The sequence below is a fragment of the Klebsiella sp. A-Nf5 genome, assembly GCF_002810545.1.
Classification (GTDB): domain Bacteria; phylum Pseudomonadota; class Gammaproteobacteria; order Enterobacterales; family Enterobacteriaceae; genus Klebsiella; species Klebsiella variicola.
The window spans coordinates 101,180-124,696 of record NZ_PIOG01000048.1 but is presented as its reverse complement, the minus strand read 5'-3'; the positions used below and the strand labels follow the sequence as shown (position 1 = coordinate 124,696).

The following is a 23,517-nucleotide window of genomic DNA, read 5'->3' as shown; positions in this document are numbered from 1 at the left end:
TGGTGCGCGAGGATTTCGGCAGCGAAGCAGCCAACGTCGTCGCCCGCCGCCTGGTGGTCTCTCCCCATCGCGACGGCGGTCAGGCGCAGCAGGTCCTGCGCCCGGTTTCCCGCAGCCGGGAGAGCCTGCGCCTTGGGCAGCTGTTTGACTATCTGCACCAGCATCTTGCCGCCAGCCATACCGTCGCTTCCCTCGCCCAGCGCGCCGGCATGGGACCACGCACTTTCCTGCGCCGCTTTGAGGAGGCCACCGGTAAAACGCCCGCCCGCTGGCTGCTGGACGAGCGGCTGCTGCGCGCCCGCCAGCATCTGACGGAGAGCACGATGTCCATCGATCAGATCGCTGAGCGCTGCGGGTTTGCCAGCGCCGGCACCCTGCGCCACCATTTTCGCCAACAGTTTGCGCTCAGTCCGCTGCAGTACCGAAAACAGTTTGCTACTTCTCCGATTGCAAAATCATCGCGGCAACGGACAATAGACGGCCACAGTAAACGGGTCGCCAGGAGGGTCGATGATGAAGAAAGAGTGTCGGGTAGTGATCTATAAAGAGGGGCTGCTGGGCAGCCTGTTTTTTGGCGAAGCCAAGGCTGACCCTGACAAAATGAGCCAGTTTCTCAGCAGCTATACCCGTGAAGGATGGGAAGTGAAAACCATGTCGGTGGAGCGCCGCCGCACCGCTTTGTTCTGGTCGCGGGAAGCGTATCTTTTCGTGCTCGAACGCCCCCTCTGACAGCCTGCGCCTGGTTTACACGTTTAAGCCAGGCGTTTCTAAGCGCCTGCTTTCAGGGCTGACGGATATAGCCCTGCTCCTGCATGTTGTGCATGCCCTCCTCGCTGGCGCAGACCATGCCGGTGGTCAGCATGGCAAAACCAAAGCGCTGATAAAACGTAATTTTATCGGCGACCGCATAGATAAAAATTTTGCCAAAGGGAAGCAACTGCTCCCGGATGGCCAGCATCAACTGTTGTCCGTAACCCTGCCCCTGACGGGCGGGGACGATCGCCACATCCGCCAGATAGCTGCTCCAGGTACAGTCGCTGATGGCTCGCGCCACGGCAATCAACTGGCCGTTCTCATAGCCAAACCAGCAGAAGGTGCTCTGGCGGAACGCCTGCTCCAGTTGCTGAACATCGCGCTCATTCAATCCGGCCTCGGCGATAATGGTTCGCACCCGCTGCCAGTCCACCCGCGCGATCGCCTCTTTACCCTCTATCACCATCATAACCTTGCCTCCCGTCGTCTCCCGAATGGAGCCCCGGAAGCAAGATCTAGCATGCCGCGGCAGGATATGCCAGGCGGAAAGGCGAACGGAAGAAAACGATAGAGGCAGGCGACGGCAAAAAAAAACCGCCATATGACTGGCGGTAAATCAATGCTTGCATGGATAGATTGTGTTTTGCATTTTTCGCAGACAGATAATCCTGACCTCTCTACGTTTGATGCCGAGGATAACAGAGTCAACCTCAATAAAGCCTAAACGGCCTGCGCTAAAGTTTTTCCACCAGCGCTTTCAGTTGCGCGAGGGTCTGCTGCTGGTCCTCCACGACGGCGGCAGGCCAGGCCGACTGGCGCACGATAAGCCGGGTCGGCAGCAGCTCGCGGATCCGCAGCTGCGGCGCCGCCATCAGGGCGATCAGCCGTTCCACCGCCCGCTTGCCCAGCAGATCGAAGTCCTGCGCCACCGTAGTGAGCGGCGGCTGGAAATAGAGGCTGTCGGCGGTGTCGTCATAGCCGGTCACCGATACCGCCCGGCTACCGCTGCGATTAAGCTGGGCCAGCGCGCTGAGCACGCCGAGCGCCATTTGATCGTTCGCCACCACAATCGCGCTGATCCGCGGCTGCAGATGCAGCAGCTCGAACGTTTTTTGCCAGCCGCTGGCGGCGCTCCAGTCGCCGAACACTGTTGTTGAGCGAGCGATATTCAGACTGTGCAGCGCCTCGCGCCAGCTGGCGAGGCGCAGACGGGCGGAAACCGAACTTTCCGGGCCCGCCAGCAGGCCGAATTCGCGATGCCCCAGCTCCCACAGGTGGCGCACGCAGGCTCCGCAGCCGTCGCGGTGGTCGAAGCGCACACAGCAGACATCGGCCTCCGGAGAGACATCAAGAAACAGGCAGGCCATATCCGGGTTCTCTTGCACCAGCCGCTCGGCGGTGGCGCTCTCCAGGGGCAGACTGACGATCACCCCGCGAATATGCTGGGCGCGCAGCTCATCCAGCCGCGCCTGCAGCGCGACAAAATCGGCCTGCGCCGGCATCGCTATCGCCACTTCCAGCTGATGCAGGCTGGCATGGCTTTTTATCGCGGCGGCGATCTGCGAGGGAGCATGCAGCGTCAGCGAGGCGGTAATCAGCCCGATGGAGGGCGCCGCCTTGCCGGCAAGCAGCTGCGCCGAGCGGTTAGGCACGTAGTGCAGCGTCTGCATCGCGCGGATCACCTGCTCCCGGGTGCGGGCTGACACCACCTCAGGACGGTTCAGCACCCGGGAGACGGTCTGTTGGGAGACCCCCGCCGCGCGGGCGACGTCCTCCAGGGTTGCGGTACGACGCGGCATCTTTTCTCCTCAGTGATAACAATGTCGTGCGCTAACATTTTATGTTTAATGCGCGACAAAAAACAGCGTTTTGCCCCCGCTTTCGTGATCGTCTGTTCATTTCATTTTCAGCGTGATTGCTGGAAAAAACAAATTACCCGATAACGTTAATCATCCTGTTTAGCGAACGACATTTTCTGATTCACCGGGGATTAAAATGCAAATTAGCGATACCGGCCACAGCCATATGCCCGACTTTCACGCCGTCCTCGCCCGTGAAGACTGGCAGAACCAAACCATTACCCACCTTAACCGCCTGCCGGCGCATCCCGCTTTCGCCAGCTGGCGCGATGAGCTTGCCGCCCGGGATAACCATCCCTCCACACGCCGCCGTCAGCTGGACGGCGAGTGGCAGTTCGCTTACGCCCGCAGCCCGTTCGCCGTCGATGCGCAGTGGCTGACGCAGGATCTGCCGGACAGCCGCGGCACGCCAGTGCCCTCCAACTGGCAGATGGAGGGCTATGACGCGCCGATCTACACCAACGTCCGCTATCCCATCGATACCACGCCACCGCGGGTACCAGAGGATAACCCGACCGGCTGTTATTCCCTGCACGTTGAGCTCGAAGAAGCCTGGCGCGCGGATGGACAGACGCAGATTATTTTCGATGGCGTCAACTCGGCGTTTCATCTGTGGTGCAATGGCGTCTGGGTCGGCTATTCGCAGGACAGTCGCCTGCCGGCAGCGTTCGATCTCAGCCCCTTCCTGCGCCCGGGCGACAACCGCCTGTGTGTGATGGTCATGCGCTGGAGCGCCGGCAGCTGGCTGGAAGACCAGGATATGTGGCGGATGAGCGGCATTTTCCGCTCGGTGTGGCTGTTGAATAAGCCGCAGCAACGGCTATGCGACGTGCAGTTGACGCCAGCCCTCGACGCCCTCTACCGCGATGGCACTCTGCAGGTCCAGGCGACCGTCGAAGCGACAGAGGCGGCCCTTGCCGGGCTCAGCGTCGGGGTTAGCCTGTGGCGCGGCGAGGAGCAGGTCGCCGCCGGGCGGCAGCCGTTAGGCACCCCGACGGTGGATGAACGCGGCCACTACGCGGAACGGGTCGATTTCTCCCTGGCGGTGGCGACGCCGGCGCACTGGAGCGCGGAAACCCCGAACTGTTATCGCGCCGTGGTCACCCTGTGGCGCGGCGACGAACTGCTGGAGGCCGAAGCATGGGACATCGGTTTTCGCCGCATCGAGATTGTCGATGGCCTGCTGCGTCTCAACGGCAAACCGCTGCTGATCCGCGGCGTTAACCGCCATGAGCATCATCATTTGCGCGGTCAGGTGGTCACCGAGGCGGATATGGTGCAGGACATTCTGTTGATAAAGCAGAACAACTTTAACGCCGTGCGCTGCTCTCACTACCCCAACGCGCCGCGCTGGTATGAACTCTGCAACCGCTACGGTCTGTATGTGGTCGATGAAGCCAATATTGAAACCCACGGGATGGTGCCGATGAATCGGCTGTCCGACGATCCGGCGTGGCTGCCAGCCTTCAGCGCCCGCGTCACCCGGATGGTACAGAGCAACCGCAACCATCCGTGCATTATCATCTGGTCGCTGGGCAACGAATCCGGCGGCGGCGGTAACCACGAAGCGCTGTACCACTGGCTGAAACGCAACGACCCGAGCCGTCCGGTGCAGTACGAGGGCGGCGGCGCGGATACCACCGCCACCGATATTATCTGTCCGATGTACGCCCGCGTCGAACGCGACCAGCCGATCCCGGCGGTCCCCAAATGGGGGATCAAAAAATGGATCAGCCTGCCCGGCGAGCAGCGGCCGCTGATCCTTTGCGAATATGCCCACGCGATGGGCAACAGCCTCGGCAACTTCGCCGATTACTGGCAGGCCTTCCGCGAGTATCCGCGGTTGCAGGGCGGGTTTATCTGGGACTGGGCCGATCAGGCGATCCGCAAAATCTTTGACGACGGCAGCGTCGGCTGGGCCTATGGCGGTGACTTTGGCGATAAGCCTAACGATCGCCAGTTCTGTATGAATGGTCTGGTGTTTCCCGATCGCACACCGCATCCGTCGCTGGTGGAGGCGAAGCACGCCCAGCAGTATTTTCAGTTCACGCTGCTGTCGACCTCGCCGCTGCGGGTGCGCATCACCAGCGAATACCTGTTCCGCCCAACCGATAACGAAGTGGTGCGCTGGCAGGTGCAGTCGGCCGGTGAAACCCTGTATCACGGCAACCTGACCCTGGCGCTGCCCCCTGAGGGCAGCGACGAGATAACGCTGCTCGACAGCCTGATCCTGCCTGAAGGCGCCCGCGCGGTGTGGCTGACACTGGAGGTGACCCAGCCCCGGGCGACCGCCTGGTCAGAAGCGGAACACCGCGTCGCCTGGCAACAGTTTCCCCTGCCCGCCCCGCTGGTGCTGCCGGCGCCCACGGTGCCTGCCGGCGCTCCGGATCTTATCGTCAGCGACGAGGTCTGGCAGATCCGCGCCGGTTCGCAATGCTGGACCATCGATCGCCGGACGGGTCTGCTGAGCCGCTGGTCGGTTGGCGGTCAGGAGCAGCTGTTGACCCCCCTGCGTGACCAGTTTATTCGCGCGCCGCTCGACAACGACATCGGGGTCAGCGAAGTAGAGCGCATCGACCCCAACGCCTGGGTGGAGCGCTGGAAAAGCGCCGGCCTGTACGATCTTGAGGCGCACTGCGTCCAGTGCGATGCGCAGCGCCTGGCAAATGAAACCCTCGTCGACTGCCGCTGGCACTATCTGCGCGGCGAAGAGGTAGTGATTGTCAGCCACTGGCGCATGCACTTCACCGCGGACGGTACGCTGCGGCTGGCGGTGGACGGCGAACGAGCAGAAACCCTGCCGCCGCTGCCGCGGGTCGGGCTGTACTTCCAGGTGGCGGATCAGCAGGCGCCGGTGAGCTGGCTGGGCCTGGGCCCACATGAGAACTACCCCGACCGGCGGAGCAGCGCCTGCTTCGCCCGCTGGGAGCTGCCGCTGGCGGCGATGACGACGCCCTACATCTTCCCGACGGAAAACGGCCTGCGCTGTGATACCCAGGCGCTGGACTGGGGACGCTGGCACGTCAGCGGTCATTTCCACTTCTCCGTTCAGCCATGGAGCACCCGTCAACTGATGGAGACCGACCACTGGCACAAGATGCAGGCCGAAGACGGCGTGTGGATCACCCTCGACGGCCTGCATATGGGGGTGGGCGGCGATGACTCCTGGACCCCCAGCGTGCTACCGCAGTGGCTCCTGAGCCAAACGCGCTGGCAGTACGAGGTCTCATTGCGTTGCCTTTAATCCGTGGGGGCGACAGCCCCCACCCTACAAACAGAATAACAAGGGATCATGGTGATGAAATTCTCTGAACTGGCGCCACGAGAACGGCATAATTTTGTCTATTTCCTGCTGTTCTTTTTCTTTTACTATTTCATTATGTCGGCCTACTTTCCGTTTTTTCCGGTGTGGCTGGCGGACGTTAACCATTTAACCAAAACGGAAACCGGGATCGTTTTCTCGTCTATTTCGTTATTCGCCATTATTTTTCAGCCGGTGTTTGGCCTGATGTCGGATAAGCTCGGCCTGCGCAAACATCTGCTGTGGACTATTACGGTGCTGTTAATTCTGTTCGCACCGTTCTTTATTTTTGTTTTTTCACCGCTGCTGCAAATGAATATTATCGCCGGGGCGCTGGCGGGCGGGATCTATCTGGGGATTGTTTTCTCCAGCGGCTCCGGGGCGGTGGAAGCCTATATCGAACGCGTCAGCCGGGCCAACCGCTTTGAATATGGCAAAGTGCGGGTCGCAGGCTGCGTCGGCTGGGCGCTGTGCGCCTCGATAACCGGCGTGCTGTTCGGCATCGATCCCAACATCACCTTCTGGATCGCCTCCGGTTTTGCGCTGGTACTCGGTCTGCTGCTCTGGTTGTCGCGACCGGAAAGCAGCAACAGCGCCGAGGTTATCGAGGCGCTGGGCGCCAATCGCCAGGCCTTTTCGCTGCGCACGGCGGCAGAGCTGCTGCGTATGCCGCGCTTCTGGGGCTTTATCGTCTATGTGATCGGCGTCGCCAGCGTCTATGACGTGTTTGACCAGCAGTTCGCCAACTTTTTCAAAAGCTTTTTCGCCAGCCCGCAGCGCGGGACCGAAGTGTTTGGCTTTGTTACCACCGGCGGCGAGCTGCTCAACGCGCTAATTATGTTCTGCGCCCCGGCCATCGTTAACCGCATCGGCGCCAAAAACGCCCTGCTGACCGCGGGGATGATCATGTCGGTGCGTATTCTCGGGTCGTCTTTTGCCTCATCGGCGGTGGAGGTGGTGATCCTCAAGATGCTGCATATGTTTGAGATCCCCTTCCTGCTGGTCGGGACCTTTAAATATATCTCCTCCGCCTTTAACCCGCGGCTCTCGGCCACCCTGTTTCTGATCGGCTTTAACCTGTCGAAACAGCTTTCCGGGGTGGTGCTTTCCGCCTGGGTCGGCCGGATGTACGACACCGTCGGCTTCCATCAGGCCTATCTGATCCTCGGGTGTATCACCCTGAGCTTCACCCTGCTCTCGTTCTTTACCTTACGGGGTGGGAAAAATCTGCTGCCTGCAGCGGGGACGCAGACCCCCGCCTGACTCCGGCGCCCGTCAGGGACGACGGGACTCACTCGACAATCCGCGTCTCACCGCCGCGATTCTCCAGGGCATAGCGCTGACAAGGCGCCCCGGCGGCAATCAGCTCCGCCAACTCTGCCGAGTGGCTGGTCAGCCAGATCTGGCTGTAGCGCGAGGCCTCGATAATCAGCCGGGCCAGCGCGGGCAACATGTCGCGATGCAGGCTGTTCTCCGGTTCATTGATCGCCAGAAAGGCCGGCGGGCGCGGGCTGAGCAGCGCAACGGCGAGGCACAGAAAGCGCAGCGTACCGTCAGACATCTCCGCCGCCAGCAGCGGGCGGCGGATCCCCTCGCGACGCATTTTCAGGGCGAAACGTGACTGCTCGTTTTCACAGTAAAACTGGCAGCCAGGAAAGGCGTCGGCGAGGATCTCGTGCAAAATCTCTTCCGCGCCAATTTCGACAATGGTCTGAAAGGCTGCCGCCAGATTATGGCCGTCGCTGTTGAGCACTGGCGAACGGTATCCCACGGCCGGCTGACGCAGCGGCGAATGGCGGCCGATAGCGAATTCATGATAAAACCGCCAGCGGCGCAGGGTCTCCCGCACCCGCGACACCTCGGGAAAACGATGCGGTTCGCCGAGCTGACCGAACACCGACTCGTTTTCATAGATGCTCTCAGTGAACGTACTTTTCTCCCCCGTCACATCGACGAGAAACGCCGCCTGATTCTTACGCTGCAGTACGCGGGAGGAAGGCCGGCGGGAGTAGCCGGCCAGCCAGATGTTCTCTTCTTTAACGATGGGATCGAGCATGAACTGCGTCGGATAGGGCAATTTTTCCGGGAAGCCTATCTGCAGCTCATAATCGAAGCTGTCGGTCCGGCAGGCGATTTGCAGACGGCGGGGATGACGATCAACGGGCGAACGCTCCCCGGACCACATCATATTCTCCAGACCGCCCTCTTCGCTGATAAACCCCGACAGCTTGCCGTCAGCGGCGGCGGTCAGCAGGTGGATAGCGTTATAAATATTGGATTTGCCGCAGCCGTTGGGGCCGAAGACAATGTTCAGCGGCCCGAGCTCCAGCGCGATATCCCTGACCGAGCGAAAGTTTTGAATACGGATGTACTGAATCATCATGGGTCCTGCCCTGGAAATAGAAGGCTGCCACAGTAGCAGAGCGGCGCCAGGGATACCCTCTCACGCCCTCATTCGGGCAGGGTTTAACAGAACATTTTTTTCATTCCACGGGTCAGGGCGACCCGCGTCAGCTTGTCGCTATCCTGATGGGCTTCACTGAAGACGCCAAAATAATAGCGTTCATCGTCAATGGTTTGACTGACAATACGATAGCTCAGCGGTTGCCCGGATGGGGCACCGTACTGAGCAGGCGTCACCGAGACCTCGGTCGCGTCATCGGCGACGCTGACCAACAGCCCGTCGGCCTTACCTCCCACCAGCATGACCTTAATTATCGGGTGCACCAGTTCCTCCCGGGATGGCGTATATCATTGGCGAACCGCGGAGTCCGGCGGGCATTGTCGTCAACAAACGGCGCCAGCCTGAGTGCGGCATTACGTACTTTCTTATAGTTCATCGCGGCCTTGAGTCAAAAAATAGCGTGCTGAGGCTGGGCTAAATATTGATTATTCGAAATAAAAGATGACAAATGATGAAGGAAAAAAGAGGAATTGTGAATCAGCAAAACGCCGGGTTATTCTTATTTGTCGCTCCTTTGCTCGCCTTTATCGGCCCTCACTCAAGGAAGTATTGCGGTTATGCGTTATGTTCGCCTGTGTGTTATCTCCCTGTTAGCCACCCTGCCACTGGCGGTAGACGCCGGTCCACAGCCGCTTGAGCAGATTAAACAAAGCGAAAGCCAGCTGTCGGGCCGCGTGGGGATGGTGGAAATGGATCTGGCCAGCGGCCGCACGCTGGCGGCCTGGCGCGCCGATGAACGCTTTCCCATGGTGAGCACCTTTAAAGTGCTGCTGTGCGGCGCGGTGCTGGCGCGGGTGGATGCCGGGGTCGAACAACTGGATCGGCGGATCCACTACCGCCAGCAGGATCTGGTGGACTACTCCCCGGTCAGCGAAAAACACCTTGTCGACGGGATGACGATCGGCGAACTCTGCGCCGCCGCCATCACCATGAGCGATAACAGCGCCGGCAATCTGCTGCTGGCCACCGTCGGTGGCCCCGCGGGATTGACCGCCTTTCTGCGCCAGATCGGTGACAACGTCACCCGCCTTGACCGCTGGGAAACGGCACTGAATGAGGCGCTTCCCGGCGACGCGCGCGATACCACTACCCCGGCCAGCATGGCCGCCACGCTGCGCAAACTACTGACCGCGCAGCATCTGAGCGCCCGTTCGCAACAGCAGCTCCTGCAGTGGATGGTGGACGATCGGGTTGCCGGCCCGCTGATCCGCGCCGTGCTGCCGGCGGGCTGGTTTATCGCCGACAAAACCGGGGCTGGCGAACGGGGTGCGCGCGGCATTGTCGCCCTGCTCGGCCCGGACGGCAACGCGGAGCGCATTGTGGTGATCTATCTGCGGGATACCCCGGCGAGTATGGCCGAGCGTAATCAACATATCGCCGGGATCGGCGCAGCGCTGATCGAGCACTGGCAACGCTAACCCGGCGGTAGGCACGCGTTATCCGGCCCGCAGCACCTCGCAGGCGTGCCGGGCGATATGACTGGCGGCGGCATCGGACAGATTCCGGTCAGTAATGATGGTGGTGAACCGGGTCAAGGGTAACGCCATAAACGTGGCCACCTGATTGTATTTCGAACTGTCGCACAACAGGATACTTCTTGCGCTGACCTGGCTGACGGTCTCCTTGACGGTAACCTTGTTCTCATCAGGGGTGAAAATACCGCGACTGTCCCAGCCGCTGGCGGAGATGAAGGCCGTATCGATAGCCAGGTGGCGTAACGTTCGCGCCGCCGATTCGCCCACGCAGGAGCGGTTCTCCCGGCACAGGGTACCGCCGGTGTGGATCACGCCGCACTGGCTGGCATCGATCAACAGTTGGGTTATCTCAAAATCATTGGTCACCACCTGCAGATCATCCCGGTCGAGGATCGCCCGCGCCAGCGCCAGGGTGGTGGTCCCGGCATCCAGATAGATGCAGCTGTTTTTGGCGATATGACTTGCCGCCAACGCGCCAATCGCCTGTTTCTCCTCGCTCTGCAGCGTACTTTTCACCAGATGACTGGGTTCTGTGGCCAGCCGGCTGACGGCGCGAACACCGCCCGAGACGCTGACCAGCAGCCCCTGTTCCTCCAGTTTACTGACGTCCCGACGGATGGTCATATGGGACACGCCGAGGATCTCCGTCAGCTCATTAATGCTTACCGCCCCACGCTGCTCCACCAGGGCTAAAATACGCTGATGTCGTTCTATTGGAATCACCGCTCTCCCCTTACCATTTTTTCACACCAGGCGTCACCACTCGGGCTGCGAACCTGGCGACACCCTGTATTGTTATCGCGCTTTGCCGCTGTTTTTACGCTATTTTAGGGCAATAATCGCCATTGTGCAGCCTCTTTCCGCCTGTGAATTTTTTATATTCATGTGGGTTATTCGTGATAGCTCTCACATAACTTCACATGATAACGCTTTATTCTATCATTAAATCACATTAATTAACGAATATTCACAAGGAGACCATCATGGCTGCACACACTAACGTCTGCGTGATTGGACTGGGTTCAATGGGCATGGGCGCCGCCCGCGCCTGCCTGCAGGCGGGCCTGAACACCTGGGGCGTTGACATCAACCCCGACAACTGTCGCGCACTGCTGGAGGCGGGCGCTAAAGGCGCGGGACCCAGCGCGGTGCCTTTCGCCGCTGAACTGGATGCGGTCGTGCTGTTGGTGGTCAATGCCGCCCAGGTGCGGGGGATCCTGTTCGGCGAAACCGGCCTCGCCGCCCACCTGAAGCCGGGCACCGTCGTGATGGTGTCGTCCACTATCGCCTCCGCCGATGCCCAGGCGATAGCCGTGGCGCTGGCGGAATACCAGCTATTGATGCTTGACGCGCCGGTATCGGGCGGCGCAGTGAAAGCGGCCGCCGGCGACATGACGGTGATGGCCTCCGGAAGCGATGCCGCCTTTGCCCGCCTCGCGCCGGTGCTGGACGCCGTGGCTGGCAAAGTCTATCGCATCGGGAGCGACATTGGCCTTGGCTCGACGGTAAAGATTATTCATCAACTGCTGGCCGGGGTGCATATCGCCGTTGCCGCCGAAGCGATGGCGCTTGCCGCCCGCGCCGGGATCCCGCTGGAGACGATGTACGACGTGGTGACGCACGCGGCGGGTAATTCCTGGATGTTTGAGAATCGCATGCAGCACGTGCTGGATGGCGATTACTCGCCAAAATCCGCCGTCGATATTTTTGTTAAAGATCTCGGTCTGGTGAATGACACCGCCCGGGCGCTGACCTTCCCGCTGCCGCTCGCCACCACCGCGCTAAATATGTTCACCTCCGCCAGCAATGCCGGATTCGGCCGGGAAGATGACAGCGCGGTGATCAAGATTTTCAACGGCATCACTCTGCCGGGCCACAAACAGTGAGGAGAGATAACATGCAGCTTGGTGTCATTGCCGATGACTTCACCGGCGCCACGGATATCGCCAGCTTCCTCGTGCGCAACGGCATGCCGACGGTGCAATTGAATGGCGTGCCGACCCGCGATCTTCCGCTGACCAGCGAGGCGGTGGTCATCAGCCTGAAAACCCGCTCCTGCGCGGTGGAAATGGCCATCAGCCAGTCACTGGCCGCGCTGCGCTGGCTGCAGGCCCAGGGCTGTCAGCAATTCTACTTCAAGTACTGTTCCACGTTCGACAGCACCGCGCAGGGCAACATTGGCCCGGTGCTGGATGCCCTGCTGGCCGAGCTGGGCGAGACGCGGACGGTGATTTCCCCGGCGTTGCCGGTGAACGGCCGCACGGTCTATCAGGGGTATCTGTTTGTCGGCGAGCAACTGCTGAATGAATCCGGGATGCGCCACCATCCGGTGACGCCGATGGAGGATGCGCACCTGGGCCGCTTAATTGAGCGCCAGGGGCGCGGAAAAGCCGCGCTGATTGCCTGGCCGATTGTCGACCGGGGACCGGAGGCGGTCGCCGCCGCGCTGGCGACAATCAGCGATCCGGCGGTGCGCTATGTGGTGCTCGACGCCCTCAGTGAACAGGATTTGCTCACCCAGGGTGTGGCGCTGCGAGAGATGAAGCTGGTCTCCGGCGGTTCCGGTCTCGCCATCGGCCTCGCCCGCGACTGGGCACAGCGCCATGGCGCCAGGGGTGAAAGCGCTCAGGCGGGCATGCCGCTGGCCGGCCCGGCGGTGGTGCTCTCGGGCTCCTGCTCGGTGATGACCAACAGCCAGGTGGCAGCCTATCGTGAACAGGCCCCCGCCCGCGCCGTCGACTTAAGCGCCTGCTTTACCGATCTGGAGAGCTACGTCAGGACGCTGACTGACTGGGTGGACGCGCAGCGCGATGCGCCGCTGGCGCCGATGATCTATGCCACCACCGAGCCGCAAACGCTGCAGCGGATCCAGGCGCAGTATGGCGACAAGGCCAGCAGCGAACGGGTGGAACAGCTGTTTGCCGCCCTTGCCGCCGCCCTGAAGGCGAAAGGATTTACCCGGTTTATTGTGGCCGGAGGGGAAACATCGAGCATTGTGGCGCAGACGCTGGGAGTCGAGGCGTTCCATATTGGGCCGACCATCTCCCCCGGCGTGCCCTGGGTGCGTGACACCCGCCAGCCGCTCTCCCTGGCGCTGAAGTCAGGTAACTTCGGCGATATCCAGTTCTTTGCCCGTGCCCAGCAGGAGTTTCGTCATGACTGAGCAACAACTGCGAGATGAAATGGTGCAGATTGGCGCCTCGTTGTTTAGCCGCGGCTATGCCACTGGCTCCGCCGGCAATCTGTCGCTGCTGCTGCCGGACGGCAACCTGCTGGCGACGCCGACCGGCTCCTGCCTCGGCGAACTCCAGGCACAGCGGTTGTCGGTGGTGACGCTGCAAGGTGAATGGATCTCCGGCGACAAACCGTCGAAAGAGGTCACTTTTCACCGGGCGGTCTATTTGCACAACCCGGCCTGTAAGGCGATCGTCCACTTGCACAGCCACTATCTGACCGCGCTCTCCTGCCTGCAGGGGCTCGATCCGCACAACTGTATTCGTCCCTTTACCCCCTACGTGGTGATGCGTGTCGGCGACGTCCCGGTGGTTCCCTACTACCGACCGGGCGATGACCGTATTGCCCAGGCGCTGGCCGGGCTGGCGCCGCGCTATAACGCCTTTTTACTGGCCAACCACGGTCCGGTGGTCACCGGCTCATCGCTGCGCGAAGCCACCAACAATACCGAAGAGCTGGAAGAGACCGCGCGGCTGATATTTACCCTCGGCAACCGTGAGATCCGCTACCTGACCACTGACGAAGTGGATGAACTGAGATAAAACCATGCCAAAATTTGCTGCTAATTTAACCATGCTGTTTACCGAACTGCCGTTCCTGGACCGGTTCGCCGCCGCTGCCCGCGCGGGTTTTGAGGCCGTGGAGTTTCTGTTTCCCTATGAGTATGACGCCGGGGAAATTAAACAGCGCCTGCAGGAGAACCAGCTGCAGCTGGTTCTGTTCAATACCCCACCCGGCGACGTCAACGCCGGTGAATGGGGGCTCGCCGCGGTGCCAGGCAGAAGCGCCGAGGCCCGCCAGCAGATCCAGCTGGCGCTGGAGTATGCCTGCCAGCTGGATTGCCCGCAGGTGCATATCATGGCCGGCGTGGTACAGCCGGGGATGGATCGCGCAGCCTGCGAGGCCGTGCTTATCGATAACTTGCGCTACGCGGCGGAGTGCTTTGCCCGCCACGACAAGCGGATACTCATCGAAGCGCTGAATCCTCAGACCAAACCGGGCTATCTCTACCACAGCCAATATCAAACGCTGGAGATGGTGAAACGGGTCGACAGGCCGAACGTCGCGGTGCAGTTAGATCTGTTTCACGCGCAGAAGGTAGACGGCAATTTAAGCCATCTCATTACCGAATATGCCGGCCAGTATCGCCATATTCAGATTGCCTCCCTGCCCGACCGTCATGAACCGGATGAGGGCGAAATAAACTATCCGTGGCTCTATGCGCTACTGGATAAAACCGGTTATGACGGCTGGATCGGCTGCGAATATATCCCCCGAGCAGACACGTTTTCCGGGCTGGGGTGGTTCTCGCCCTACCGGAAAAAATAAACGCCGTTTTCTAAAAAAATAACTCTCTGTATACCTGTTAATACCCGAGGCAAACCTATGTCGACATCGGCGCTGTTACTTATTGCGTTAGCCAGCGTAGTGCTGTTGCTCCTGTTGGTGATCAAAGCGAAAGCACATCCTTTTGTAGCGCTCCTGATCGTCAGCCTGCTGGTGGCATTCGCCACCGGCATTCCGGCAGATAAAATTATTACCACCATTGAAAAAGGCATGGGCGGCCTGCTTGGTCACATCGCCAGCATTATTATTCTGGGCTCTATGCTGGGGGTGCTGATTGAAATGTCCGGCGGCGCCGAATCGCTGGCGAAAACGTTGACCGGCGTACTGGGTGCAAAACGGACCATTGCCGCCTTAACCATCGTGGCTTTTATTCTCGGCACGCCGGTCTTTTTTGAAGTCGGCTTTATCATCATCATTCCGTTAATTTACGGCTTCAGCAAAGTCGCCCACGTATCGCCGCTGAAGTTTGGCCTGCCGATGGCCGGAGTGATGTTAACCGTGCACGTCGCGCTGCCCACCCATCCTGGCGCGGCAGCGGCGGCAGGCATTCTGCATAGCGATGTCGGTTGGCTGATGCTGGCGGGAATCGGGGTATCGATAGTCGTCGGTATCGTGGGTTATTTTGTCGCCCGGTTTATCAATCGGCGCCATTATCATCTGTCGATTAACGTGCTGGAGCAGCAGCAAACGGCTGAAGTGCCGGACCTCTCCGTTAACGCGCAGCAGACCCGTCTGCCGCCGCCGAATGCGCTGGTTATCGGTGGGCTGATCGTGGTGCCCATCATGCTGATTGTTTCCGGGACGCTGTGTCAGGCGCTGCTGCTGCCGGAAAATGCGGTTCGCCAGCTGATGACCGTCATTGGTACCCCGCCGGTCGCCCTCCTGATCTCGCTGGGATTGGCCAGCTGGACGCTGGGCATCCGTCGGCGGATGAGCCTGAAAAAGCTGGGCGAAGTCACTGGCAGCGCGATCCCCTCTTCGGCGGATGTGATCCTCGTCGCCGGCGCCGGCGGTGCCTTTGGCGGCGTACTGGTCGCCTCAGGCATCGGCAATGCCTTAGCCGAGGCGCTGGAGACCATTCATCTGCCGCTGATGCCCGCCGCCTTCCTGCTCTCGCTGGTACTCCGGGCCTCGCAGGGATCGGCCACCGTGGCGATCCTCACCACCTCCGGTCTGCTGTCTCAGGCGGTTATCGGGCTGGAGCCGATTCAGCTGGTGCTGGTGACGCTGGCGACCTGCTTCGGCTCGCTTGGGTTATCGCACGTCAACGATGCCGGGTTCTGGGTCGTCACGCGCTATCTCGGGCTCTCGGTGCCGGATGGGTTAAAAACCTGGACCGTGCTGACGACCATCATGGGAGTGACGGGCTTTCTGATCACCTGGCTGCTGTGGTTTGTACTGTGATATTCGCGAAGGTGGCCGCCAGGCCACCTTTATTTGTCATTTGTCAGTTACCGGGACGCTGGCAGGCTGTCACCTCACCAGACAGCGTCACCGGGATAAAATAGCGTACGCGATAGCGCCTTTCCGCCGCTGGCCCGCCCTCCTTATGACGTTCCAGAAAACACTCAATGTCGACACCCTCCCGGCGGCTTGCTCCCAGGGCTGGCAGCAACTCCATATACAGATCGCTGGATAAACGGGAGTAACGCGCCCAACTGCCATAGAATTCAACGCCAACATACAGCCCGGGCCTTATCGTCAGCGTGCTGTTCGTCGTCAGCGCGGGCAGCGCGCCTCGCTCCCGATGACAGCCGACAAAGGCGTTAACCTCGACGTTAAGCTCATTGTTCCTCGCCGCATAATAATCGGATAACACAGAGAGACGGCCACCGCCGGCGGTAAAAAAACGGTCAACCTTTTGTCTGATAGCCGTCTTGGACGTGCTTTGCAACACCATATCCGACAGGCGCAGCTCATACTTCATCGGAAAGCCACGATAGACCCTCTCGGGCAGCGAACAGAAACGGGCCTGAGGCAGACTCTCACCCTCCGGGTCGAATTTCTTTAACAGCAAAGCCGTGTCCCAGTGTACGGCGCAACGGTATTCCCGCGGCGAGAGCGAGAAGCGCTTCTTAAACTCCCGGGAAAAGGTCTGCGGCGAGTCATAGCTCAACTCCCAGGCAATGGCGGCGATCGGTTGCCGTGTTAATCGCAGACTCACCGCCGCGATGGTCAACCGCCGCAGCCGGATATACTGCCCGATGGGTAACTGACCATACTGATAAAACACCTCATAGACAAACCGGCGCGAATACCCCATATACTGCGCCAGGTAATCGATAGACGGGTTACAGTAGATATTATCTTCCAGCCACGCCAGCATTTTTAAATAGAGCATCTGCTTCATAGATACCGCATACTTCCTGTAGTCTTATCCTCCTTTAATTTTAACAACAGGTGGAGGACAGCACTAAGCTTTTTATGCACGGCAAAAATAAAAAAATAATTATCAGTAAAAAACCCTAACAGACATATGCTTAACGTTTTGTTTATTAGGAACTTTCGTATGCTCATCTGCCGTTATCCCACTTTCTCCAGCAAATATTGCATTAGTGTAAAACATCCCTTAGATTATCTCGTCTAAAAATAATCGGCGCATTGCCATTATATATTTTAATTTATCCTGATTTCATTTTAATGCTCAACAGGGAAGTTATATGACAAATTTTTTGTTCAATATAAAAAATCACTATCTGCGGGTCGCGATTGCCGAACTGGTTAATGAAACGATGCAGGCGTGCGAGCGATCGCATTATCAGTTTTCTCAGCAATGGAAGCCGGCGTCGATTGCACAAGCCGATGTCATATTCACTGAAATGGTGACGGGAGAATGGTACTTATGCCATGAACTTTTACAGCACGCTACAGAGAATTATCAACTTTTTATTTTCCTGAATGATGAAGAGGTTACCGTCATCGATCACTTACCCAACTGTTTTAAGCATGCGGTGTTTATACACCCGCACACCGCCGTTCATCTTCTTAAGGAGGCGATAGGTCACGCAATTCAACACCCCTTAACGGAACAGCATGGCTCTCCCTTTAATCGTCTGCGTCGCTGCATAAATTGCCCCTGTAAGTCATTGAGCGACGCGCAAACCAAAGTCATCTACGCGTTCAGCATTGGCCTGAGCCCGCATGAAGTGGCCACTGTACTAAAAATTAGTCACAAAACGATCCATTCGCATAAAAAGAACATTATGAATAAGTTCCATTTAAAGAGTCGACAGCAATTCAACAATCTTGTCCAGATACTCGCCAGACGTTAACCTCATAAAATATTATTATGCTAACTCATTATCTTCTGGAACGGAAGACATAACGTCTTTTGCGCCTCTCTTTAATATAGGAGATACCGCTCCACAAAGAAATAACGGGGCAAAAAATCAAACATAAAACAATAAGCAAATCACCCATGACAACCTCGAAAAAATAAGAAGAATTTGATTGGCATAGATAATATTGACCTCATATTATCCATGCAAGCTCATTTCTTCTTTTCCAGAACACGTCATAGAGTGGTAGGATAATTCCTGACAGCCATTTTTTAATCGCTAAGTTAAGTCTCCGCCCCCGATTTTTAAAAAAAATGTATGGTCTGTTATTGTCTTTTAGCAACGATATTGAGAAAAAGATAGCTAAACATCCGATTCCCTGTAGAGTGGAGGGAATCACCATGTGAATCTCCCGTTCCGCGTAGCGGACATCACGGTTGGTTGAATGTCAGAAAATGCTGGCCTCCTCCTTGAGGGTATGGCCCAACCTCCCTATTTTCGATCTGTACAGGCCATCGGGCTCTGTTACAGAGAACGGAATGACTATGCTAACCACCTTGATTTACCGCAGCCAGGTTGATCCTGCCTGGCCACTGATCGATCTTGACGCCCTTATTCATCGCGCCAGCGGGAAAAATATGCCCCTCGGGATAACCGGCATTCTGCTGTTTAATGGCCAGCAGTTCTTCCAGGTGCTGGAAGGAAATGAGGAAATTCTCGAATCGTTATTCAGCGCAATACAATGCGACCCCCGCCATCGTGACGTGGTGGAGCTGATGCGCGACTACTCGGCCTTTCGCCGCTTCCGGGATGTCGGGATGCGCATGCTGGATCTCCGCCATTATGAGGGCGACGCCGCGGTAGAAGCGATACTGCGTTTCAGCACCTTCGGTGAAACCGAGCCGATCAACGACCGCATGTTCAGGCTGATTAGCGCCTTTATCGCCGACGGCGGACGCTATTGCCTGCCCGAGTCTCTGCAACCCTCTCGCTGGACGATGACTCCCGCAATGGGCAACGCCTCGCCGCGCAACCTCGCGGACCAGCCCTGCCAGTTCGCCCTGCAGGCCATCGTCGAGCCGGCTAAAAGGCGGGTCTCTTCCTTTGAAGCCTTGATCCGCAGCCCGACCGGCGGCTCACCCGTGGAAATGTTTGCCGCCATTGCGGCGGAAGATCGCTACCGTTTCGACCTCGAGAGCAAAGCGTTCGCCTTCTCTCTTGCCGCCCGCCTTTCGCTCGGCAAACAGCAGCTGGCGATCAACCTGCTGCCGGGTTCGCTGTATAACCATCCTGACGCCGTAGGCTGGCTGATGGACAATCTGCTGGCGGCAGGTCTCAGGCCAGAACAGGTCTTGATCGAGGTGACTGAGACGGAGGTTATCTCCTGTTTCGACCAGTTCCGCAAAGTTCTCAAAGCGCTGCGCGTGGCCGGCATGAAGCTGGCCATCGACGATTTTGGCGCCGGTTACTCCGGTCTGTCGCTCCTGACCCGCTTTCAGCCTGATAAAATCAAAGTGGATGCAGAGCTGGTGCGCGATATTCATATTAGCGGCACCAAACAGGCGATTGTCGCCTCGGTCGTCCGCTGCTGTGAAGATCTCGGCATCACCGTTGTCGCCGAGGGCGTCGAAACCATTGAGGAGTGGTGCTGGCTGCAGTCGGTAGGCATTCGTCTGTTTCAGGGGTTTCTCTTTTCCCGACCGTGCCTTAACGGCATTGGGGAGATCTGCTGGCCGGTAGCACGCCAGGCAACGGACCTGTAGGGCCACGCACCCGGGCATCGTCACTGCCAGTGGGCAAGCTTTTCGCTCAACGCCGCCAGGGCATATCGTACCGCTTTCGCCACCACGGTCTCACAGTCGCCGGCAAAACACATCCGTTTGGTTTCGGTTTGGCCGCGAAAATTCCAGGCAAACCATACCGTGCCGGCGGGGGTACCATCTTCCCCGCCCTCCGGTCCCGCGTAGCCGCTGATGGCGATGGCGATATCGGCGTCAGCCATTGCCAGAATACCGGCCGACATCTCCTGGACGCACGCTTCGCTGACGGCGCTATGTACCGCCAGGGTTTCCGCACCAACCTGCAGCACGTTTCGTTTGGCTTCATCGCTGAAAGTAACGACGCCAGTATCATAAAACGCCGCGGTATCCGCCTGAGCACAGAGCGCCGCCGCCAGATTGCCCCCGGTGCAGGACTCTGCCGTGGTTAGCCGCCAGCCACGCGCAACCAGCATCTGAGCCACTTCCGCCGTTAGCGCTGAGGTCGGTTTTGCATCGTAACTCATCTCGTCTGTCATTCAGACCCCTCACAAAATATCAAAGGAATAACAGCAGCATCGCGCCAGTTAAAAGAATAGCATATCGATTTCTCTCGTCGGCCGTAGACCGATTGCGTCAGTTCGGGTGGAAAAATAAAGGCCCGCAGCACGGGCCTTAACGAATACTCGTCTGAACTGTCGCCGAATCAGACCTTGTGTTCAATCACCCGGCCGTGACTCTCAATGGCAATTTTGCGTGGTTTTTCGCTTTCCGGGATCTCCTGATGGATAGTCACCTTTAAGATCCCACTATCCAGCTGCGCCTGATTAATCTGGGCATGTTCAGGAAGCGAGAAACTCAGCTGGAAATCTGCGCGACGAATACCTTTATATATCCAGCGCTGGCTACCGTCGGTCCCGGGATCAGTTTCTGCACATTTACCGGTAATATGCAGATTACCGCCGACGGTCTCTATTTCCAGTTCCTCATCTTTCCAGCCGGGCACGCTGACGCTGAGCAGGAAATTACTGTCATCTATTTTCTGCAAATCATAGGCCGGCAAGGTGCCCACCGGCGTATCGCCAGTTAACTGGCTGAAAAGACGGTCAATGCGGTTGAAACGATCGGCAAAAAGAGAATCAGCGAAAACGGGGAGTGCTGACAAGGTTTTGAGTGCCATAATTAACCTCCTGAATATCCATTCAAAAGCTCAACATAAAGGCAAGCATGGCTTGTCCGCTATATAAAATAATATCTGCAGCGCATTTTTCAAGAGCGGAAATAAAATTTTTTATCACTCGCCACCAAAAAAAAATAACCAGGCCGGGTGGCAGAGTGACTCCCACCCGACGGCGGGGGCCGTGGCGCTTCTGAGTCCCATAACTGATGTTGTTTAACATGCAATAAACAGAAGCGACGTGTATATATAAGTTGCTCAGAGGAATGTCAACGCCAGGACCGCTCCACCTCACCTGTCAACAGTTACCCCTTGCGACAGCGTGGGGACGAGCGCATACATCACCTCCCGCCCGAGGCGCGCTGACAAGCATTAGCCTTGCTGGCACCAGCCGAAAAGCCACTGACGGAAATATACTCAGCCTGGCAAGGAACCTTTCTCGCAGCCCCGTGCCTAATAGATTGCATACGCACTTTCTGAGGCATCACCATGACCGGCATTTTTATCTCCACCACCTTGTTCGCCCTCTTCGCGTCGATGTTGATCGGCCTGGGGATGGTCTGGAAAGGCATTTCCAACAACCCTGATAACTGATCCTTTTGTACGCCGTTGCTGTTCCCCCTCAGCAGCGGCGCGTCTATACCCAGCGTCCTTCTCGTCAATGACAACCGCAGGCCTCGTTTTGGTGACATTTAACCGTGGATCAGCGCCTGCGCACCATATTTTTTGAAATAGCAATTCACGCTGTGAATAAGTAACTTTAATTAATATATTTGAGTCCAGAATTAACGCATGCGTTATAAGCAATTTAAGCAGTTTGTGCCAAATTGCTGACAGCGCACACGCGATTAATATTTGTAACTCACTGATTTTAAAACTTTTATATCGACATCAACCCAAAAAGTCCAATTTTGGACTTGTTGCTTTTATTGGTTATTAGAAATATCCTAAGCCTATATTCGCAAAACAAATTTGCTATAAGCACTCAATCAACCTTTATCCATTTCGTGTTCTTCACTACTATGCCTGATTTTTTAATTAACACTGAAAATATTTATCTGAAGCGGGGAATTTGCGAGTTACTTCTCGAGATCGCCATCGAAGAAAATATCCGTACGCCCTTTTCTCTTCACGAATATTCACCTGAGATCATTAGCCAGACTGATGTGCTCTTTACAGAAATGGAAACCGGTGAACATTACCTGTGCCACCCGTGCTTCAAAAAGGTACCGCAGCAGACACCTATTTTTGTTTTTGTCCCCAGCGACAGCGGCGCGCGGGTTGACCGCTTGCCGCTTTGTCTGCGTGATGCCACTTTTATCAGTATTAACGCCGATCTGCGCAGTATAAAAAATCAAATCGCAAACCGTCTGACAGCGTTAAGCAAACCCGTTGCTGGGGGGCCGGAGAAAGGCAGCAAACGGTGTCTTAAATGCCCACGATTAACATTGACCAAGTCGCAGCTTTATATTATCGATGCGATAAAAACGGGAATGAACAATCAGCAGATAGCGCAAGAGCTGGGCATCAGCCATAAGACGGTTTTTTCTCACAAAATCAACATCATGAAAAAATTCCAGATTGATACAAAGCAAGAGCTGGCGCGATTCTCGGCCATCGCTCTTGCACTATCCTCAAGAGCGATCAATTAACGCCGGGTTTTGTTAAAACGCATCTTAAGTTTCCTTCTGTCTTTAACATATGACAGACCACAAAATAATGATGTTAACAATAACACCACCGCCAGGGCTAATAGCAGAAAATTACTCATACACGACCTTTTCAGAGATAAAGATGATTATCAAATAATACGGGGTATAAGTTTTCGAAAACAACCATCCAACAGCCATTTCAGATTAAGGTAATACCTTGTGCGATAATTCTGAAAATGAATAATGCTGAAGACCTCATTTTTATTATTATGTGCGCATTTTGATAATAAAAGCGAGCGGTTACACCGGATAAAGCCAGGCGTGACGGTCTGCGGTTAATCACGGTAAATTTAAGGTCTGAAGCCAAAGAGTAACGTCGTGGGCAGGCCTGCGTGTTTTGCCGGAAAGGCCCCCAAAGCAACGGTGTCATTATCCGTCGCGAGGGTTAAGCAGAACGTTTTGTTCAGTCAGTAGACTGGTTTAACCACTCGTTTAACATCAATGAATAAAGCAGGCTCGGCGGCGCATCTTTTACATCAGCAATATCGTTGATGTACCTCATCCCTGCTTTCTCGAGGACTTTCTGCGAAGCCAGATGGTTAGCCCTGACAACCGCTGACATCTCTGCAATCTTAATCTCCTCGAAGCCATATTTTATCGTGCCAATCGCAAACTCGGTGGCCAGTCCTTTTCCCCATGCCTCTGTGGAAAATCGATAACCCAGATTGTTAATGATGACATCGTTATAGCTACGAAGACTGACGCCGCCAAAGCCAATGATGTGTTCTGGGGTAGTGCGCGGTGCTATTGCCCAGTTTCCGAAGCCGTAAGTTTGCCAATGCGCGAGCCAGCGCCTCAGAACGACTTCCGCATGGTCTACATTCGGGTATGGCCCGGCGGGGTTAAAGGTATTGGTCGCGGGATCGCCATAAATTCGGTACAGATCGTCGACATCAGAAGCCATGACCGGGCGAAGATGCAAACGATGGGTATCAATGTGCAAACTTACCTCCTGACGGGAAGTATTACCGATGATGCTTCGAGGATTTATGCCTGCTCATTTAAGCACAAATTTGCATACCCGGGAACCGGTTAGCCCGCGTTGTGAAGCGCTTGAAAAAATATGCTGCCGGTGATGAAAATAAGATATGTTAATTCTATGATGGATTGAAGCTTTTGCTGGCTCTACGCACAGCATGACTGAGTGAACACAGGACTGT

Annotated in this window: 25 protein-coding genes and 1 pseudogene; 14 read left to right on the top strand and 12 right to left on the bottom strand. The window is 57.0% G+C overall.

The genetic code is table 11. From position 1 onward, the window contains the following. Positions 1–545: helix-turn-helix domain-containing protein (locus tag CWM53_RS06275; protein WP_133124336.1), on the top strand; the 545-nt coding region annotated here is incomplete at its 5' end. Next, positions 514–729: a DUF4177 domain-containing protein gene (locus tag CWM53_RS06270; RefSeq protein ID WP_004205985.1), complete on the top strand. Its 216-nt coding sequence runs from the start codon at positions 514–516 to the stop codon at positions 727–729. The genes CWM53_RS06275 and CWM53_RS06270, both read left to right, overlap by 32 nt. Positions 730–781: 52 nt before the next feature. Here CWM53_RS06270 and CWM53_RS06265 read toward each other — a convergent pair whose 3' ends face one another. Together CWM53_RS06265 and CWM53_RS06260 are read right to left on the bottom strand one after the other, a co-directional pair. Continuing rightward, positions 782–1,222, bottom strand: coding sequence for a GNAT family N-acetyltransferase (locus CWM53_RS06265; protein ID WP_061154661.1), 441 nt, complete (start codon positions 1,220–1,222; stop codon positions 782–784). Positions 1,223–1,487: 265 nt separating this feature from the next. Continuing rightward, complete coding sequence (locus tag CWM53_RS06260) at positions 1,488–2,552, bottom strand: LacI family DNA-binding transcriptional regulator (RefSeq protein ID WP_074385921.1); 1,065 nt, start codon at positions 2,550–2,552, stop codon at positions 1,488–1,490. Between the two features lie 196 nt (positions 2,553–2,748). Between CWM53_RS06260 and CWM53_RS06255 the strand changes: the two genes are divergently transcribed. Together CWM53_RS06255 and CWM53_RS06250 are read left to right on the top strand one after the other, a co-directional pair. Then, positions 2,749–5,856 carry a beta-galactosidase gene (locus CWM53_RS06255; protein WP_100729882.1) on the top strand — a complete coding sequence of 1,036 codons (3,108 nt, stop codon included), beginning with the start codon at positions 2,749–2,751 and terminating at the stop codon, positions 5,854–5,856. Positions 5,857–5,910: 54 nt separating this feature from the next. Then, a complete protein-coding gene (locus CWM53_RS06250) occupies positions 5,911–7,176 on the top strand; it encodes an MFS transporter (RefSeq protein WP_008804978.1) in 1,266 nt (421 codons plus the stop codon). 28 nt (positions 7,177–7,204) lie between these two features. On the opposite strand, the gene CWM53_RS06245 is transcribed toward CWM53_RS06250, so the two are convergent. Both CWM53_RS06245 and CWM53_RS06240 read right to left on the bottom strand, forming a co-directional pair. Continuing rightward, positions 7,205–8,293, bottom strand: a complete 1,089-nt coding sequence (locus tag CWM53_RS06245) for an AAA family ATPase (RefSeq protein ID WP_100631892.1) — start codon at positions 8,291–8,293, stop codon at positions 7,205–7,207. A gap of 86 nt (positions 8,294–8,379) precedes the next feature. Beyond that, the gene (locus CWM53_RS06240; RefSeq protein WP_008804980.1) at positions 8,380–8,640 is read right to left on the bottom strand and encodes a hypothetical protein; all 261 of its coding nucleotides are present in this window, start codon (positions 8,638–8,640) and stop codon (positions 8,380–8,382) included. Positions 8,641–8,934: 294 nt separating this feature from the next. Between CWM53_RS06240 and CWM53_RS06235 the strand changes: the two genes are divergently transcribed. Then, complete coding sequence (locus CWM53_RS06235) at positions 8,935–9,795, top strand: class A beta-lactamase LEN-41 (protein WP_100675621.1); 861 nt, start codon at positions 8,935–8,937, stop codon at positions 9,793–9,795. A gap of 18 nt (positions 9,796–9,813) precedes the next feature. On the opposite strand, the gene CWM53_RS06230 is transcribed toward CWM53_RS06235, so the two are convergent. Next, complete coding sequence (locus CWM53_RS06230; protein ID WP_074385925.1) at positions 9,814–10,575, bottom strand: DeoR/GlpR family DNA-binding transcription regulator; 762 nt, start codon at positions 10,573–10,575, stop codon at positions 9,814–9,816. A 260-nt stretch (positions 10,576–10,835) separates the two neighbouring features. Here CWM53_RS06230 and ltnD point away from each other — a divergent pair, with 260 nt between their 5' ends. The 5 genes from ltnD to CWM53_RS06205 are packed head-to-tail and all read left to right on the top strand — an operon-like array spanning position 10,836 to position 15,837. Then, positions 10,836–11,738, top strand: a complete 903-nt coding sequence (gene ltnD, locus CWM53_RS06225; protein WP_100631895.1) for an L-threonate dehydrogenase — start codon at positions 10,836–10,838, stop codon at positions 11,736–11,738. A gap of 11 nt (positions 11,739–11,749) precedes the next feature. Continuing rightward, positions 11,750–13,015 (top strand): 3-oxo-tetronate kinase, encoded by a 1,266-nt coding sequence (otnK, locus tag CWM53_RS06220; RefSeq protein WP_100729881.1) that lies wholly within the window; start codon positions 11,750–11,752, stop codon positions 13,013–13,015. Then, positions 13,008–13,628 carry an aldolase gene (locus CWM53_RS06215; protein ID WP_012541792.1) on the top strand — a complete coding sequence of 207 codons (621 nt, stop codon included), beginning with the start codon at positions 13,008–13,010 and terminating at the stop codon, positions 13,626–13,628. Before otnK ends, CWM53_RS06215 begins: the two co-directional genes overlap by 8 nt. Before the next feature lie 4 nt (positions 13,629–13,632). Further along, positions 13,633–14,415: an HPr family phosphocarrier protein gene (locus tag CWM53_RS06210; protein ID WP_100729880.1), complete on the top strand. Its 783-nt coding sequence runs from the start codon at positions 13,633–13,635 to the stop codon at positions 14,413–14,415. Between the two features lie 57 nt (positions 14,416–14,472). Continuing rightward, entirely contained in the window at positions 14,473–15,837 is a 1,365-nt protein-coding gene (locus CWM53_RS06205; protein ID WP_100631898.1) for a GntP family transporter, read from the top strand. Positions 15,838–15,880: 43 nt separating this feature from the next. Here the strand turns inward: CWM53_RS06205 and CWM53_RS06200 are convergent, their stop codons facing one another. Next, complete coding sequence (locus CWM53_RS06200; protein ID WP_100729879.1) at positions 15,881–16,783, bottom strand: helix-turn-helix domain-containing protein; 903 nt, start codon at positions 16,781–16,783, stop codon at positions 15,881–15,883. A gap of 310 nt (positions 16,784–17,093) precedes the next feature. Here CWM53_RS06200 and kbvR point away from each other — a divergent pair, with 310 nt between their 5' ends. Further along, on the top strand, positions 17,094–17,705 hold the full coding sequence (gene kbvR, locus CWM53_RS06195; RefSeq protein ID WP_100675626.1) for a LuxR family transcriptional regulator KbvR: 612 nt from the start codon (positions 17,094–17,096) through the stop codon (positions 17,703–17,705). A gap of 28 nt (positions 17,706–17,733) precedes the next feature. Here the strand turns inward: kbvR and CWM53_RS30845 are convergent, their stop codons facing one another. Then, positions 17,734–17,853 (bottom strand): small membrane protein, encoded by a 120-nt coding sequence (locus CWM53_RS30845; RefSeq protein ID WP_141669845.1) that lies wholly within the window; start codon positions 17,851–17,853, stop codon positions 17,734–17,736. A 403-nt stretch (positions 17,854–18,256) separates the two neighbouring features. Between CWM53_RS30845 and CWM53_RS06190 the strand changes: the two genes are divergently transcribed. Then, a complete protein-coding gene (locus CWM53_RS06190) occupies positions 18,257–19,474 on the top strand; it encodes a diguanylate phosphodiesterase (RefSeq protein ID WP_074385930.1) in 1,218 nt (405 codons plus the stop codon). 20 nt (positions 19,475–19,494) lie between these two features. On the opposite strand, the gene CWM53_RS06185 is transcribed toward CWM53_RS06190, so the two are convergent. The 3 genes and pseudogenes from CWM53_RS06185 to CWM53_RS30840 form a co-directional block, all read right to left on the bottom strand. Continuing rightward, positions 19,495–20,007 carry a 2-oxo-tetronate isomerase gene (locus tag CWM53_RS06185; protein WP_100631900.1) on the bottom strand — a complete coding sequence of 171 codons (513 nt, stop codon included), beginning with the start codon at positions 20,005–20,007 and terminating at the stop codon, positions 19,495–19,497. A gap of 167 nt (positions 20,008–20,174) precedes the next feature. Then, positions 20,175–20,648: an Hsp20 family protein gene (locus tag CWM53_RS06180; RefSeq protein ID WP_100729878.1), complete on the bottom strand. Its 474-nt coding sequence runs from the start codon at positions 20,646–20,648 to the stop codon at positions 20,175–20,177. A gap of 443 nt (positions 20,649–21,091) precedes the next feature. Continuing rightward, positions 21,092–21,184, bottom strand: a pseudogene (locus CWM53_RS30840) (hypothetical protein); the annotation flags it as partial. On the opposite strand from CWM53_RS30840, the gene CWM53_RS32205 reads away from it, so the two are divergent. After that, positions 21,144–21,239, top strand: coding sequence for a YnaM/YnfT family protein (locus CWM53_RS32205; RefSeq protein ID WP_272482055.1), 96 nt, complete (start codon positions 21,144–21,146; stop codon positions 21,237–21,239). The pseudogene CWM53_RS30840 and the gene CWM53_RS32205 overlap by 41 nt on opposite strands. Before the next feature lie 428 nt (positions 21,240–21,667). After that, positions 21,668–22,297: a helix-turn-helix transcriptional regulator gene (locus CWM53_RS06170; RefSeq protein WP_100675777.1), complete on the top strand. Its 630-nt coding sequence runs from the start codon at positions 21,668–21,670 to the stop codon at positions 22,295–22,297. Here the strand turns inward: CWM53_RS06170 and CWM53_RS32320 are convergent. Both CWM53_RS32320 and CWM53_RS06165 read right to left on the bottom strand, forming a co-directional pair. Then, entirely contained in the window at positions 22,294–22,416 is a 123-nt protein-coding gene (locus CWM53_RS32320) for a small membrane protein (protein ID WP_012541799.1), read from the bottom strand. The genes CWM53_RS06170 and CWM53_RS32320 overlap by 4 nt on opposite strands. 344 nt (positions 22,417–22,760) lie before the next feature. Continuing rightward, positions 22,761–23,300, bottom strand: a complete 540-nt coding sequence (locus CWM53_RS06165; RefSeq protein ID WP_100729877.1) for a GNAT family N-acetyltransferase — start codon at positions 23,298–23,300, stop codon at positions 22,761–22,763. Between the last annotated feature and the right edge of the window lie 217 nt (positions 23,301–23,517).

Bases quoted from the DNA above. Each gene is read 5' to 3' on its own strand.
- CWM53_RS06270 (WP_004205985.1), top strand. From the start codon at position 514: ATGAAGAAAGAGTGTCGGGTAGTGATCTATAAAGAGGGGCTGCTGGGC.
- CWM53_RS06265 (WP_061154661.1), bottom strand. From the start codon at position 1,222: ATGATGGTGATAGAGGGTAAAGAGGCGATCGCGCGGGTGGACTGGCAG.
- CWM53_RS06260 (WP_074385921.1), bottom strand. From the start codon at position 2,552: ATGCCGCGTCGTACCGCAACCCTGGAGGACGTCGCCCGCGCGGCGGGG.
- CWM53_RS06255 (WP_100729882.1), top strand. From the start codon at position 2,749: ATGCAAATTAGCGATACCGGCCACAGCCATATGCCCGACTTTCACGCC.
- CWM53_RS06250 (WP_008804978.1), top strand. From the start codon at position 5,911: ATGAAATTCTCTGAACTGGCGCCACGAGAACGGCATAATTTTGTCTAT.
- CWM53_RS06245 (WP_100631892.1), bottom strand. From the start codon at position 8,293: ATGATTCAGTACATCCGTATTCAAAACTTTCGCTCGGTCAGGGATATC.
- CWM53_RS06235 (WP_100675621.1), top strand. From the start codon at position 8,935: ATGCGTTATGTTCGCCTGTGTGTTATCTCCCTGTTAGCCACCCTGCCA.
- ltnD (WP_100631895.1), top strand. From the start codon at position 10,836: ATGGCTGCACACACTAACGTCTGCGTGATTGGACTGGGTTCAATGGGC.
- otnK (WP_100729881.1), top strand. From the start codon at position 11,750: ATGCAGCTTGGTGTCATTGCCGATGACTTCACCGGCGCCACGGATATC.
- CWM53_RS06215 (WP_012541792.1), top strand. From the start codon at position 13,008: ATGACTGAGCAACAACTGCGAGATGAAATGGTGCAGATTGGCGCCTCG.
- CWM53_RS06210 (WP_100729880.1), top strand. From the start codon at position 13,633: ATGCCAAAATTTGCTGCTAATTTAACCATGCTGTTTACCGAACTGCCG.
- CWM53_RS06205 (WP_100631898.1), top strand. From the start codon at position 14,473: ATGTCGACATCGGCGCTGTTACTTATTGCGTTAGCCAGCGTAGTGCTG.
- CWM53_RS06200 (WP_100729879.1), bottom strand. From the start codon at position 16,783: ATGAAGCAGATGCTCTATTTAAAAATGCTGGCGTGGCTGGAAGATAAT.
- kbvR (WP_100675626.1), top strand. From the start codon at position 17,094: ATGACAAATTTTTTGTTCAATATAAAAAATCACTATCTGCGGGTCGCG.
- CWM53_RS30845 (WP_141669845.1), bottom strand. From the start codon at position 17,853: ATGGGTGATTTGCTTATTGTTTTATGTTTGATTTTTTGCCCCGTTATT.
- CWM53_RS06190 (WP_074385930.1), top strand. From the start codon at position 18,257: ATGCTAACCACCTTGATTTACCGCAGCCAGGTTGATCCTGCCTGGCCA.
- CWM53_RS06185 (WP_100631900.1), bottom strand. From the start codon at position 20,007: ATGACAGACGAGATGAGTTACGATGCAAAACCGACCTCAGCGCTAACG.
- CWM53_RS06180 (WP_100729878.1), bottom strand. From the start codon at position 20,648: ATGGCACTCAAAACCTTGTCAGCACTCCCCGTTTTCGCTGATTCTCTT.
- CWM53_RS06170 (WP_100675777.1), top strand. From the start codon at position 21,668: ATGCCTGATTTTTTAATTAACACTGAAAATATTTATCTGAAGCGGGGA.
- CWM53_RS32320 (WP_012541799.1), bottom strand. From the start codon at position 22,416: ATGAGTAATTTTCTGCTATTAGCCCTGGCGGTGGTGTTATTGTTAACA.